General features: G+C 73.4%; 12 protein-coding genes. 8 read left to right on the top strand and 4 right to left on the bottom strand.

Annotated elements, in window-relative coordinates; all coding sequences use genetic code 11:
• Window positions 1-10: 10 nt before the first annotated feature.
• Entirely contained in the window at window positions 11-937 is a 927-nt protein-coding gene (locus E0W78_RS11345; protein WP_131404068.1) for a YhjD/YihY/BrkB family envelope integrity protein, read from the bottom strand.
• A complete protein-coding gene (locus E0W78_RS11340) occupies window positions 927-2,042 on the bottom strand; it encodes an AI-2E family transporter (protein ID WP_131404067.1) in 1,116 nt (371 codons plus the stop codon). The genes E0W78_RS11345 and E0W78_RS11340 overlap by 11 nt, the downstream gene beginning before the upstream one ends.
• A gap of 110 nt (window positions 2,043-2,152) precedes the next feature.
• On the opposite strand from E0W78_RS11340, the gene E0W78_RS11335 reads away from it, so the two are divergent.
• Entirely contained in the window at window positions 2,153-2,608 is a 456-nt protein-coding gene (locus tag E0W78_RS11335; protein WP_207392729.1) for a hypothetical protein, read from the top strand.
• A gap of 33 nt (window positions 2,609-2,641) precedes the next feature.
• Here the strand turns inward: E0W78_RS11335 and E0W78_RS11330 are convergent, their stop codons facing one another.
• Window positions 2,642-3,190 carry a hypothetical protein gene (locus E0W78_RS11330; protein WP_131404066.1) on the bottom strand — a complete coding sequence of 183 codons (549 nt, stop codon included), beginning with the start codon at window positions 3,188-3,190 and terminating at the stop codon, window positions 2,642-2,644.
• Window positions 3,187-4,308: a YbdK family carboxylate-amine ligase gene (locus E0W78_RS11325; RefSeq protein WP_131404065.1), complete on the bottom strand. Its 1,122-nt coding sequence runs from the start codon at window positions 4,306-4,308 to the stop codon at window positions 3,187-3,189. The genes E0W78_RS11330 and E0W78_RS11325 overlap by 4 nt, the downstream gene beginning before the upstream one ends.
• 163 nt (window positions 4,309-4,471) lie before the next feature.
• Here E0W78_RS11325 and E0W78_RS11320 point away from each other — a divergent pair, with 163 nt between their 5' ends.
• From E0W78_RS11320 to E0W78_RS11290, 7 genes are all read left to right on the top strand, one after another.
• Entirely contained in the window at window positions 4,472-5,338 is an 867-nt protein-coding gene (locus E0W78_RS11320; protein WP_131404064.1) for a class II glutamine amidotransferase, read from the top strand.
• Window positions 5,339-5,347: 9 nt separating this feature from the next.
• Window positions 5,348-6,847 (top strand): MFS transporter, encoded by a 1,500-nt coding sequence (locus tag E0W78_RS11315; RefSeq protein ID WP_131404063.1) that lies wholly within the window; start codon window positions 5,348-5,350, stop codon window positions 6,845-6,847.
• Window positions 6,844-7,977 (top strand): aminopeptidase P family protein, encoded by a 1,134-nt coding sequence (locus E0W78_RS11310; RefSeq protein ID WP_131404062.1) that lies wholly within the window; start codon window positions 6,844-6,846, stop codon window positions 7,975-7,977. The genes E0W78_RS11315 and E0W78_RS11310 overlap by 4 nt, the downstream gene beginning before the upstream one ends.
• A 122-nt stretch (window positions 7,978-8,099) precedes the next feature.
• Entirely contained in the window at window positions 8,100-9,563 is a 1,464-nt protein-coding gene (locus E0W78_RS11305) for an APC family permease (protein WP_131404061.1), read from the top strand.
• A complete protein-coding gene (locus E0W78_RS11300) occupies window positions 9,560-10,006 on the top strand; it encodes a hypothetical protein (protein WP_131404060.1) in 447 nt (148 codons plus the stop codon). The genes E0W78_RS11305 and E0W78_RS11300 overlap by 4 nt, the downstream gene beginning before the upstream one ends.
• Before the next feature lie 3 nt (window positions 10,007-10,009).
• Window positions 10,010-11,356 carry a dipeptidase gene (locus tag E0W78_RS11295; RefSeq protein WP_131404059.1) on the top strand — a complete coding sequence of 449 codons (1,347 nt, stop codon included), beginning with the start codon at window positions 10,010-10,012 and terminating at the stop codon, window positions 11,354-11,356.
• A gap of 17 nt (window positions 11,357-11,373) precedes the next feature.
• A complete protein-coding gene (locus E0W78_RS11290; protein WP_131404058.1) occupies window positions 11,374-12,687 on the top strand; it encodes a threonine/serine exporter family protein in 1,314 nt (437 codons plus the stop codon).
• Window positions 12,688-12,857 lie beyond the last annotated feature (170 nt).

Here is a 12,857-nt window from a genome sequence, read left to right as displayed (position 1 = left end):
GTGAGATCGGTCAGTCCGAGCCACCCGGCGCGTCCCGGTCCGCGCCCCCGCGGATCCACGACCCGAGCCGGCCCTCGTCGCCGGCGAGCACCCGTCCGAGCACGGCGGTCGCCAGCAGCACGAACGACACCACGTACAGCCAGGCGAGGTAGGTGAACGCCATGCCGATGGGTCCGTACCGGTCCGAGCTGACCTCCAGCGCCCAGGGCAGCCACGCGTCCGCCGCGGGGCGCAGGCCGAGCATCACCACGCCGAAGCACACCGCGGCCGGCAGCAGCACGCGGGCCGCGACCTGCCCGGACAGCAGCACCCACGGGACGAACAGGGTGACCGCGACGTCGGTGGCCAGCGACAGGGCCGCGGGCCACACCACCGGCGGCGGCAGCAGGCGCACCTGCTGCGCGAGGTTCTGCGTGACGACCACGGCCAGCACCATCACCAGCACCACCGCGAGCCAGCGCCACGCCGACCGGAGGCCGACCTGCGGACGCGCGACCTGCCAGATCACCGCGAAGGCCCGGGTGAGGGCGCGCGAGAGGCTGGTCGCCGACACCAGCACGAGCAGCACGCCGACGGCGCCGAACGCCGCGTCGCCGGACCCGTCGACGGCCTGGTCGATCAGCTCGCCCGACGAGTCCGACGCGCCCACCAGGTCGGACACCGCGTCGCTGCTGCCGGAGGCGACGAGCGTCGCGGTGACGATGAGCAGGGGAAGGACGGACGTGAAGAACTGGGCCGCGATCGTCATCGACCGGTCGAAGATCTCCACGCGCACGCAGGCCACGGTGGTGCGCAGCAGCGTCCGGCCGACCCAGCGGGACAGGAGCCAGTCGACCGGGCGGCGGGCCCGGGCGGGCAGCCGGGCCAGCAGCTCGTCGACGCGACGCGTGCCCAGCAGCGGCTCCGGGTGCTCGTCCCGGAGCGGGTCAGCCGCCATCGGCCCGCACCGGCGCGGACGCGTCGGTCCGGCCGGAGATCAGCGGCAGCGCCCAGGCCGTCCGGGTGTCGGCCTCGACCAGCACGGCCCGCGCGAGCAGGCTCAGCGGCACGGCGAGCAGGGCGCCGACCGGACCCAGGACCCACGCCCAGAACACCAGCGACAGGAAGGTGATGGTCGGCGACAGGCCGACGTTCTCCCCCACGACCCGCGGCTGGATGATCGACTGGATCACGAAGTTGACGACGCAGTAGACGACGATGACCGTCAGCATGAGGCCGGGGCCGTCCTCGAGCAGCGCCACCAGCGCCGGCGGCACGAGGCCGATGACGAACCCGATGTTGGGGATGAAGTTCGTGACGAACGACAGCACCGCCCACACGAAGGCCCCCGGGACGCCGATCACGTAGAGGGCGGCACCGTCCACCACCGCGACCACGAGGCCGAAGATCGCGGCGACCGCCATGTAGCGCCGGGTCCCGGCCGCGAAACCGCCGGCGGCCGCGACGACGTCCGGGAACCGGTGCCCGAGCACGGCCAGGTTGCGCCGCGACGAGTTGGTGTCGAACGCCATGAACAGCAGCACGGTGAACAGGAAGAAGACGTCGGTCAGCACCCCGAGCGTGCCCGCGAGCAGCGACACCACGATCTCGACCAGCTGCGCGGCGTCGGCGGCACCCACCACGGTGTCGATCTGCTCCTCGTCGACCCCGAACGACCGCAGCACGCCCCCCACGTCGGCGGCGAGGTCGGCCAGGTCGTCGGAGTACTCCGGCAGCAACGAGGCGAGCTGGGCGACCGACACGACGAGGGCGAGGGTCATCGCCACGATGAGCAGGTAGGCGGTGACCAGCATCAGCACCGAGACCAGCCACTCCGGCATCGACGTCCGCTCCAGCCAGCGCCGGACGGGGTGCACGGTGACGGTGATGACGAGCCCGAGGAAGACCGGCCCGACGAGGTCGGAGATGGCGTGCAGCCCACCGACGGTGATCGTCGCGGCGGCCAGCGCGACGAGCACGACGAGTCCGAGCGGCCACGCGCGGCCGCTCCTGCTCGCGGGCACGCCGGCGGGGGCGTCACGACCGGGGTCCGAAGCGTCCATGCCTCATCTGACGGCGCGCCCGGGCCGGGGCGGATCACTCGCGTCGGGTGAGGCCGGGGCCCGGCGCCGGCGCCGAGACTGGGCCGGTTCCCACACAGAGAGGCACCACCATGTCCCGCACCGACCCGATCCCCGGCAGCCTCGAGTCGACCCCGCCGTACCAGGGCGTCCGCTCGACGCCCGTCACCGGCTGGGCGGCCTGGATCTTCTTCGCCACGTTCATGCTCGTGCTCCTGGGCATCCTGCACGCCATCACCGGGCTCGTCGCGCTGTTCCGCGACCAGTACTTCGTCGTCGAGAGCAACGGCCTGGTGGTCACCGCCGACTACACGGTGTGGGGCTGGGTGCACCTGGGTGCCGGCCTGATCATGGTCGCGGCCGGCGTCAGCCTGCTGACCGGGCACCTGTGGGCCCGCATCGTGGCCGCGCTCGTGGCGATGGCCAGCGCCGTGGTCAACTTCTCGTTCCTGGCCGCCTACCCGTTCTGGTCGACGATCATGATCACCCTCGACGTCCTGGTGATCTGGGCCGTCATCGTGCACGGCACCGAGATGAAGGACGCGTGACGCGGGGGCACCGCGGCCGTCCGCGACGCCGGCTCAGTGCAGCAGCATGTTGAGGCCGACCATGACCAGCCCGAGCACCGCGGCGAACCCGGTCTCGACCACCGTCCGCCAGCCCGACACCCCGGCCAGGTGCGCCGCGAGGTAGCCGTACGCCCCCATGAGGACCACCGTCACCCACAGGCCGGCGGTCATGGCCGTCGTGAGCGCGACGCCCGACGTCGTCAGGATGCCGACCGTGGCCAGCGCCGGCACCCCGCCGAGCAGGATCGGCAGCTCCAGGCGGGTGCTGTCGAGCAGGCGCCGCGCCAGGTGCGGGTGCACGCCGTCGATCCCCCGCCCGAGCGCGTGCGTGTAGCCGTGCGTGAGCCAGTAGACGACCAGCACGCCCACGGCGCCCAGCAGGCTCACGTCCGTGCCCGCGTGGTCGCCCATCAGCGCCAGCGTCGCGCCGGTGACCACCGCGCCGTGGATCATCCCGGCCGGGTGCGAGGCGGCCGCCCACCGGGCGACCCCGACCCGACGCCCGACCCGCCGCCCGGTCGGCGCCGGTCGGGCGGCACCCGCGTCCCGGTCCCCGGTCATGGCGCGCCCCCCGGGGGCACGTCCGGCTCGGAGGGGCCGGGCTCCGACACCGTGGCCGCGGCCATCGCCGAGACCAGCTCGGCCGGGTCGTGCGTCCGCGCGAGCATCCGGCGCTGACGATCGGCTCCCGTGCCGACGACCGCGAGCCGGTCCAGCCGGGACGCGACGAGGTCGGCGTCCCCGCCCAGCGCGGGCGCGATCCGGGCCAGCAGCCGGCCCGCGAGCTCCGACCACGTCTCCAGCTCCCCGTCGTCGTCCGGCGTCGAGGTCCGGACGGGAGGACGGCCGCGCACCGCGACCGACAGCAGGTCGGCGTCCAGCTGCTCGTCCCCGACGATCTCCGGCGGCCGTCCGGCGCGCACGTCGTCGACCAGGACGGCGACGAGGGCCCGGCTCACCGCGGCGACGAGCACGGCGTCCGCCGCCTCGAGCCCGGTGTCGGCGACCCGGACCTCGAGGGTCGGGTACCGCGGCGACGGCCGGGCCATGAAGTACACGCTGCGGACGTCGATCGCGGCTCCGTCCCGCACCAGGCCGTCCACCGTGCGGTCGTAGTCCGTCGCCGATGCCCAGACCTGCGGCGGACGGAACGTCGGCCAGCGCAGCTGGCGGCTGAACCGTGTGCTGCTCCATCCGCTGTCCCGGCCGTGGCCCAACGGCGAGCTCGTGCCGAGCGCGAGGATCGTCGGCAGCCAGGGCCGCATCCGTCCGGCCACGTGCACCGCCAGCTCGCGGTCGTCGACGCCGACGTGCACGTGGCAGGCGCACGTGCCGCCGGTCGCGGTCGCCTCGGGCAGCCGGGCCGCCAGCGCGCGGTACCGCGGGTCGTCGGCCACGTGGTCGAGGCCCGGCTCGTCGGCCCACGGCGCGCCGATCGCCACCAGCTGGGCCCCGGCCTCACGCGCCGCGGACGCGACGCGGCGGCGCAGCCCGACGAGCTCGTCCTCCAGCTCGGCCATGTCCGTGCAGATGCCCGAGGACGTCTCGACCTGGAACCTCATCAGCTCGGGCTTGACGCGCGGGTCGGCCACGGCGCGCACGACCTCGGCCGCGACCGGTCTCACGGTCCCTCGAGGCTCGAGCAGCAGGAGCTCCTCCTCCACGCCGACGGTGAGCATGGTCCTCCGTGCCGTTCGCTGGGTGGACGAGCACGGTCGTGCCCGGTGGCGACAGCGTGCGGGGCACCGGCCTGCGCCGCCTCACCCCCGTCGGGTGAGGCGCCGCAGGCCGCCTCAGAGGCAGGCTGCCGGTCAAGGTTCCGCGCGAGCAGAGGAGCGCACGATGTGTCGGTGGCTGGCCTACTCCGGTACTCCGGTCCTGCTGGAGGAGCTGCTCTACAAGCCCGAGTACTCCTTGATCGACCAGAGCCTGCACTCGCGGATGGGCGTCGAGACGACGAACGGCGACGGTTTCGGCATGGGCTGGTACGGGCTGGTCGAGGGCGACGGTGAGCTCCCGCCCGGCCGCCGCCCCTCCGTCCCCGTGCTGTTCCGCGGCGTGGGCCCCGCGTGGGGCGACCAGAACCTGCGCGAGCTTGCTCGGTCCACGTCGTCCGGCCTGTTCCTGGCCCACATCCGGGCCAGCACGGGCACCCCGGTGCAGCAGACGAACTGCCACCCGTTCCGCCACGAGCAGTGGCTGTGGGTGCACAACGGGGCCATCCGCGGGTTCGAGACGATGAAGCGTGACCTGGTGATGGCGGTCGATCCGCGCCTGTACGGCAGCATCGCCGGGTCGACCGACTCCGAGGTGATGTTCCACCTCGCCCTGACCTTCGGGCTCGAGGAGGACGCCGTCGGCGCCGTCGAGCGCATGGTCGGGTTCGTCGAGGCGACCGGACGCCGCCACGGTGTCGAGGACCCGATGCAGATGACGGTCGCCACGACCGACGGCGAGAAGCTCTGGGTCTTCCGCTACTCCAGCGAGCACCACAGCCGGACGCTGTACGTCAGCACCGCGCTCACCGCGCTGCGGCAGCTCTACCCGGACAACCCGACGTTCGCCGGCCTGTCCGACGAGACGCGAGTCGTCGTCTCCGAGCCGCTGGGCGACCTCGTCGGCGCCTGGAACCCGCTGCCCGAGTCCAGCTACGGCATCGTCGAGGAGGGTGACGACACGCTCGGCACCTTCCAGCCGCAAGAGCCCTGAGGCCGTCCGATGAGCGACGAGACCCGGGTCGGCACCCGCGCGGGCGGCGTGCTCGCCGCGACGTGCCTGTCGACCCTCATCGTGAACGCCAACACGTCGGCCGTGAGCATCCTGCTGCCGGCCATCTCCGAGGACACCGGCACGTCCGTGGCGACGCTGCAGTGGGCGGTGACCGGCTACTCGCTCGTGGGTGCGGCGGTCATCGTCACCTCCGGCTCGCTCGGCGACGTGCTCGGCCGCAAGCGGGTGTTCCAGCTCGGCCTGCTGCTGTTCGTGGCGTCGTGCATCCTCATCGCGCTCGCCCAGTCCGGCGCCATGGTGATCGCCGGACGCGTCGTCCAGGGCGCCGCCGGCGCCACGATCCTGGCCTGCGGGCTGAGCCTGCTGTCGGTCGCGAACAAGGGCCAGGCCCAGATGCGGGCCGTCTCGTTGTGGGGCGCGGCGGCGGCGGTCGGCGCCGCGGCCGGCCCGCTGCTGGGCGGCGTGCTGGTGGACGCGACCGGGTGGCAGGGACTGTTCTGGATCGACGCCGGCGTGGCCGTCCTGTGCATGGTGCTGACCTTCTTCATGGTGAGCGAGTCGCGCGACCCGGACCGACCGCGGTCGATCGACTACGCCGGCACCGTCCTGATCGCGCTCACCCTCACGCCACTCATCCTCGCCGTGACCGAGAGCAGCGACTGGGGCTGGTTCTCGGTCAGGACGATCGGCTGCTTCGCCGTCGCGCTCGTCGCCGGCTGCGCCTTCGTCGAGGTCGAGCGGCGCGTCCCCGTGCCTCTGCTGGACCTGGGCCTGCTGCGCAACCGTGTCCTGGTCGGCTCGACCGTCGCGATCCTCATCGGCGCCGGCACCATCAACGCGCTCATGTACCTGCTGAGCCTGTACTTCCAGGACCCCGCCGCGCTCGGCTTCAGCCCGCTCGACGCCGGGCTGGCCACGCTGCCCGCGACCGTCGGCCTGGTCGTCGCGGCACCGCTCGTGCCGCGGCTGGCCGACAAGATCGGCGCGCGGCAGACCGTCGGCCTCGGGTTCGCGCTCAGCACCGCCGGCTTCGTCGTCGTGGGGCTCGTCGACCCCTCGTGGCGGTACGTGGCGTTCCTGCTGCCGCTGGTCGCGATCGCCGTCGGCATGGGCATGTCGAACGGACCCGCCTCGTCGGCGGCCACCGCCGCGGTGCCCGAGCGGCAGGTCGGCGGGGCGTCCGGCGTCTCGAACATGGCCCGCTACGTCGGCGCCGCCGTCGCCACCGCCCTGGCCGCGACCATCTTCGACGGGGTCATCGAGGGACGCCGCGGCGACGGGGCGTCCGCCGGGGACGCACTCGCCTCCGGGCTCTCCGCCGCCGCCTGGACGATGGCCGCCATCAGCCTGGTCGGCGTGATCATGGCCGTCGTCATGGGCCGCACCCGCACGCCGACCGGGACGCTCGCGGACGCGGCGGCGTCCGCGGCCGCCATCAGCCACACCCTGCCCACGACGGCCACGGCCGGGACGGAGCGAGCCCGATGACCGACACCGAGACGGCCGTGCAGCCGTTCACCGCCGACGACTACGCCGCCCGCATGCGCCGGGCCGCCGAGCAGGCCACCGCGGCCGGCCTGGACGGCCTGGTCGTCATGCCCGGACCCGAGCTGGTCTGGCTCACCGGCTACCGGCCGACCGCGATCACCGAGCGGCTCACCGCCCTCGTCCTGCGTCCCGGCCACGACCCGGTGCTCGTCGTGCCCGCCCTGGAGCAGCCCGACGCCGAGGGTGCCCCGGGCGCCGCGGCGGTCGAGCTCGAGGCGTGGACCGACGGCCAGGACCCCTTCGCCCGCGCCGGCACGCTGCTGGGCGCGACGGCGACGATGGGCATCTCGGACTCGGCCTGGGCGATGCACCTGCTCGGCCTGCAGGCCGCCGTGCCCGGCAGCCGCTACCGCTCGCTGACCGACAGCCTGCCCATGCTGCGCGCGGTGAAGGACGACGCCGAGCTCGCGCGGCTGCAGTCCGCCGCCGCGGCCGCGGACGCGACGTACGAGCAGGTCGTCGGGCTGCGGTTCGCCGGCCGCAAGGAGACCGACGTGGCCGCCGACCTCGCCCGGCTGCTGCGCGAGCACGGCCACGAGCAGGTCGACTTCACCGTGGTCGGGTCGGGCCCGAACGGGGCCAACCCGCACCACGAGGCCGGCGACCGGACGATCGAGACCGGCGACGCGATCGTGCTCGACTTCGGCGGGCTCAAGCACGGGTACGGCTCGGACACGAGCCGCACCGTGAGCGTGGGCGACCCGTCGGCGCAGCTGCGCGAGGTGCACGAGGTGGTGCGGGCCGCGCAGCAGGCCGGCGTGGAGGCGGTCCGGCCGGGCGTCGCCTGCCAGGACGTCGACCGCGCGGCGCGTCGGGTCATCACGGAGGCGGGCTACGGCGAGCGGTTCATCCACCGCACCGGGCACGGCATCGGCACCACCACGCACGAGCCGCCCTACATGATCGAGGGCGAGGAGCAGCCGCTCGTCGAGGGCATGTGCTTCTCGGTCGAGCCCGGCGTGTACCTGCCCGGCGTGCTCGGCGTGCGGATCGAGGACATCGTGACCGTCACCGCCGACGGCGGCCGCCGGCTCAACGTGACCGACCGCGCCCTGCACGTCGTCGAGTAGCCCATCGTCACCCGGGACGGGTGAGCACCCGGCCGCGCGGGCCCGCGCATGCTGAGCAACGACGATCGGATCTCTGGACGGGAGACCACCATGAACCGAGGACCACGGCCCGAGGACCGGCGATGAGCACCGCCGACCTCCCCGCCGACGCCGCACGCGCCGCCCGCGCCACCCGCACCCGGGCGAGCACGACCCAGTGGATCTCGTGGGTCGCCCTGGCGATGATGACCACCAGCTCGGTCGCGAGCCTGCGCGCCGCACCGACCATGGCGGTGTACGGCCTGGCCTGCGTCTTCCTGTACCTGCTGCCGGCCATCGTCTTCCTGCTGCCGACGTCGCTGGTCTCGGCCGAGCTCGCCTCGGGCTGGGAGGGCGGCATCTACAAGTGGGTGTCGGAGGGCCTGTCGAAGCCGCTGGGCTTCCTCGCCGTCTGGTGCCAGTTCGCGATGACGATCTTCTACTACCCCAGTCTCCTGGGGTTCGTCGCGAGCACCTTGGCGTACGTGTTCAACCCCGAGCTCGCCAGCAGCGGCGTGTGGACGGCGGCGGTCATCATCGTCGTGTACTGGTCCGGCGTGTGGGTCTCGTCGCGCGGCACCAAGGGCGTCGCGGGACTGGCCAGCGGCGGCCTGATCATCGGCACCCTGGTGCCCGGCGTCGTGCTCGTGCTGCTCGGCGTGGTCTTCCTGGGCCAGGGCAACGAGTCCGCCGCCCCCATGACGTCCGAGAACCTGCTCCCGGCGTGGGCCGGCCTGTCGAGCCTCGTGCTGATCGTCAACAACTTCCTGTCGTACTCGGGCATGGAGATGAACGCGGTGCACGTCTCGTCGCTGAAGGACCCGGGCAAGGAGTTCCCGCGGTCGATGTTCCTGGCGATGGGACTCGTGCTGACGATCTTCATCCTCCCGGCGCTGGCGATCAGCTGGGTCGTCCCGGCCGAGGAGCTGTCGCTCACCGCCGGTGTCATGCAAGCCTTCGACGCGGTGTTCGCGAACTTCGGCTGGCAGTGGCTGACGCCGATCGTCGGCATCATGCTGGTCACCGCGTCGCTCGGCGGCATGCTCACCTGGCTGGCCGGACCGTCCAAGGGCCTGCTGCTCATCTCGCGCCAGGAGGGCTACCTGCCCCCGTTCCTGCAGCAGCTGAACAAGAACGGCGTGCAGCAGAACATCCTGGTCGTGCAGGGCGTGGTCACGACGCTCATCGGCCTGGCCTACGCGCTCATCCCCGACGTCTCCAGCGCCTACTGGATCTTCTCGGTGATCACCACGCAGGTGTACCTGATCATGTACCTGCTCATGTTCGCCGCCGCGGTGCAGCTGCGGCGCAAGCACCCCGACCATCCCCGCGGCTACCGCGCCCCGATGCTGGTCGGCCTGTGCGGGGTGGGATTCGCGGCCTCGCTCGCGGCCCTGCTGGTCGGCTTCATCCCGCCGTCGCAGTTCGCGTCCGGCGACCCGGCGCTGTACTTCCTCATCGTCGGTGGCGGCGCCCTCGGGCTGGGGCTGCTCGTGCCGTTCCTGTTCCTCAAGGCCCGCAAGCCGTCCTGGAAGCAGCCCGAGCCGAACGAGGTGACACCGTCATGACCACGTCGACGGAGACCCAGAGCCACCGCGAGCGATCGTGGATCTACATCACCAGCTGCGTGCTGCTCGCCGGCCTGGTGATCGCCGGGCTCATCGCCTTCCGCGGCGCTCGGGAGACCGCGCGCGCCGAGGACAAGGCCGACGAGCTCATCGCCGCGCTCGAGGAGCGGGGGGCCCGCACGCCCGATCGCGACCTGATCGTGCGGGTCCTGGGCGACGACGGTGGATCCACCTGCCAGGACCCGAACGCGGCCCTGAACCGCGCCACCCTGTTCTCGCTGCTGACCAACGGGGCGAGCGGGCCGGGCCTGCGCCCGGTCGTCGCCGAGAGCCGGGCCGTCCAGGGCCAGCTGCTCATCATCGAGACCTACTGCCCCGACGAGCTCGACGACTTCCAGAAGTTCGTCGAGGACCTCGAGACCGCCGACCACGTGGGTGACTGAGCCATGGACCTCCGCAGCCGTGTCGACGAGCTGATGCCGACCGCCCACGACGAGCTGGCCGAGCTGGTGGCCATCCCCTCGGTGGCCGACCCGCGGCAGTACCCCGCCGAGGAGTGCGCCCGCGCCGCCCGCTGGGTGCAGGAGAAGTTCGCCGGCGTGGGCTTCACGGACGCCCACCTGGCCGAGACCGCCGACGGCAGCATGGCGGTCGTCGGGTCACGTCCCTGCGGCGACCCGGACGCACCCACCGTGCTGCTGTACGCGCACTACGACGTGCAGCCGCCGCTGGACGAGGCCGCCTGGCGCACGCCCCCGTTCACGCTCACCGAGGTCGACGGACGCTGGTACGGCCGCGGGTCGGCCGACTGCAAGGGCAACATCGTCATGCACCTGGCCGCCCTCCGGGCGCTCGGCGACGACGTGCCGGTGAACCTGCGGCTGGTCGTCGAGGGGTCCGAGGAGCAGGGCACCGGCGGGCTCGAGGCGTTCGTGCCGCCGAACGCCGACCTGCTGCGGGCCGACGCGATCCTGGTCTGCGACACCGGCAACGCGGCGGTCGGGCAGCCGGCCGCGACGGTCAGCCTGCGCGGCATGGTCAACGTCGTCGTGACGCTGGAGTCCAGCTCCACCGAGGTCCACTCGGGCATGTTCGGCGGAGCCGCCCCCGACGCGCTCGCCGCGCTGGTCGCCACCCTGGCCAGCCTGCGCGACGCCGAGGGCAACACCACCATCACCGGCCTGGACGCGTCCCGCCGCTGGTCGGGCGCGCCCTACCCGCCTGACCAGTTCCGTTCCGACGCGGGCGTGCTGGAGGGCGTGCGACTGCTGGGCGACGGCACGGTGGCCGACATGCTGTGGGCCCGGCCCGCGGTGACGATCCTGGGCATCGACTGCCCGCCGGTCGTCGGGTCCGCGGCCGCCGTCGTCCCGCGCGCGGCGGCCCGCCTGAACCTGCGGATCCCGCCGGGCGTCACGGCGGCCGACGCGCAGACCGCCCTCGAGGCGCACCTGCGGGCGGCCGTGCCCTGGGGCGTCCGGTGCACCGTCGAGGTCGAGGCGACCGGCTCGCCGTTCGAGGCCGCGACCGACGGCCCGGCCTACGAGGCGATGGCGGCGGCGATGAAGGAGGCGTACGGCACCGAGATGACCCACCTGGGCCAGGGCGGCTCCATCCCGCTGTGCAACGTGCTCGACGAGACGTTCCCCGCCGCGGAGATCATCCTCATGGGCGTCGAGGAGCCGCAGGCGCTCATCCACGCACCGAACGAGAGCGTCGACCCCGGCGAGCTCGCGTCGATGGCGCTGGTGGAGGCCCTGTTCCTGCAGCGTCTCGCCTCCACGTCCGCCTGACGGGGCCGTCGGGGCCCATGACCAGCCGTGGCGAGGTCTACGACTCCCTCGACCTGGCCCTGCGGATCGGCGAGGTGCTGCTGTCGTCGGGGGCGGGTGCGGCCGACGTGAGCTCGACGATGCTGGACGTCGCCCACGCCTGCGGGCTGCGCAACGTCTCCGCCGACGTGACGTTCGTCGACCTCACGCTGCGCCACCAGCCCGGCCGCGACGACCCCGTCACGGTCCTGGTCCGCCGGGTCAACCGGCGCGCGGTCGACTACGCCGACCTGATCGAGGTCGACCGGACCGTCCACGAGACGGTCGACGGCACCGTCACCCGGGAGCAGGCGCGTGAGCGGGTCGCCCGCATCGTCTCCACCGGCCACGCCCGGCGACGCTGGGCGGTCACGCTCGGCTGGGGCGTCATGGGCGCGGGCATCGCCCTGACCCTGGGCGGAAGCCCGGTGGTGTGCCTCCTCGCCTTCGTCGCGGCCTGCGGCATCGACGGCACGCAGATCCTGCTGCCGGCCCACCGCATCCCGGCGTTCTACCAGCAGGCCGCCGGCGGGTTCGTCGCCACGATGGTGGCGGTCGCCGCGGCCGCAGGCGACCTCGCGGTGAGCCCGTCGCGCGTGGTCACCGCCGGCATCGTCATGCTGCTGGCCGGCGTCGGCATCATGGGGGCCACCCAGGACGCACTCACCGGGTTCCCCGTGACGGCGTCGGCCCGGCTGATCAACGCGTTCCTCGACACCGCCGGGATCATCGCCGGCGTCAGCGCCGGCCTGACCGTCGGCGACCTGGTGGGCGTCCGGCTCGTGAACGCCAACACCGGGGCGAGCGGCCTGGCCGAGGCGGGCGTGACCGTGCTCGGCGCCGCGCTGGCCGCGGCCGCGTTCGCCTATGCGTCCTACGCACCCCTGCGCGCCCTGGCCGCGGTGGCCGTGGTCGGCACGCTGGCCCACGTCGTCATGCTCGCCATCGACCAGACCGACGTCGGACGCACCTGGGGCTCCGCGGCGGCCGCCGTCACCATCGGCACGACCTGCTACCTCGTGGCGAGGCGCTTCCACGTCCCTCCCCTCATCGTCGTCGTGCCGGCGATCGTCCCGCTCCTGCCGGGGCTCGAGATCTACCGCGGCCTCGCACTGCTGGCCGAGGGCAAGGACGGCGTGCTGCAGCTGGCGTCAGCACTGGCGACGGCCCTCTCGCTGGCGGCGGGCGTCATCCTCGGCCAGTACCTGGCCCATCCCCTCGACCAGGGCGCGTACCGGATCGAGCGGCGGCTCGCCGGCCCACGCATGGTCGGCACGCTCCGCCGCACCGGCCTGCGAGGCCGGCGCGGCTGACGTGCGGCCGGCGTGACCGCCCGCGCCGCGCCTCCGTCCAGTTCGCCCGATGCGGGTGAGTCCCTCCTCGTCGTCCTCGCGTCGACTACGAGGGTCCAGCAGAGGTCGCACCGGACGGGTCTGGAGGCGGGCGTGTCAGGTACGAGAGGTCCCATCCGCACCCCGGGACT

Source organism: Aeromicrobium sp. IC_218 (assembly GCF_004336805.1).
Taxonomy (GTDB): Bacteria; Actinomycetota; Actinomycetes; order Propionibacteriales; family Nocardioidaceae; genus Aeromicrobium.
The sequence above is the reverse complement of the archived record's forward strand: the minus strand, read 5'-3'. Positions and strand labels throughout refer to the sequence as shown.

Bases quoted from the DNA above. Each gene is read 5' to 3' on its own strand.
- E0W78_RS11290 (WP_131404058.1), top strand. From the start codon at position 11,374: ATGACCAGCCGTGGCGAGGTCTACGACTCCCTCGACCTGGCCCTGCGG.
- E0W78_RS11345 (WP_131404068.1), bottom strand. From the start codon at position 937: ATGGCGGCTGACCCGCTCCGGGACGAGCACCCGGAGCCGCTGCTGGGC.
- E0W78_RS11315 (WP_131404063.1), top strand. From the start codon at position 5,348: ATGAGCGACGAGACCCGGGTCGGCACCCGCGCGGGCGGCGTGCTCGCC.
- E0W78_RS11330 (WP_131404066.1), bottom strand. From the start codon at position 3,190: ATGACCGGGGACCGGGACGCGGGTGCCGCCCGACCGGCGCCGACCGGG.
- E0W78_RS11305 (WP_131404061.1), top strand. From the start codon at position 8,100: ATGAGCACCGCCGACCTCCCCGCCGACGCCGCACGCGCCGCCCGCGCC.
- E0W78_RS11325 (WP_131404065.1), bottom strand. From the start codon at position 4,308: ATGCTCACCGTCGGCGTGGAGGAGGAGCTCCTGCTGCTCGAGCCTCGA.
- E0W78_RS11300 (WP_131404060.1), top strand. From the start codon at position 9,560: ATGACCACGTCGACGGAGACCCAGAGCCACCGCGAGCGATCGTGGATC.
- E0W78_RS11295 (WP_131404059.1), top strand. From the start codon at position 10,010: ATGGACCTCCGCAGCCGTGTCGACGAGCTGATGCCGACCGCCCACGAC.
- E0W78_RS11320 (WP_131404064.1), top strand. From the start codon at position 4,472: ATGTGTCGGTGGCTGGCCTACTCCGGTACTCCGGTCCTGCTGGAGGAG.
- E0W78_RS11335 (WP_207392729.1), top strand. From the start codon at position 2,153: ATGTCCCGCACCGACCCGATCCCCGGCAGCCTCGAGTCGACCCCGCCG.
- E0W78_RS11340 (WP_131404067.1), bottom strand. From the start codon at position 2,042: ATGGACGCTTCGGACCCCGGTCGTGACGCCCCCGCCGGCGTGCCCGCG.
- E0W78_RS11310 (WP_131404062.1), top strand. From the start codon at position 6,844: ATGACCGACACCGAGACGGCCGTGCAGCCGTTCACCGCCGACGACTAC.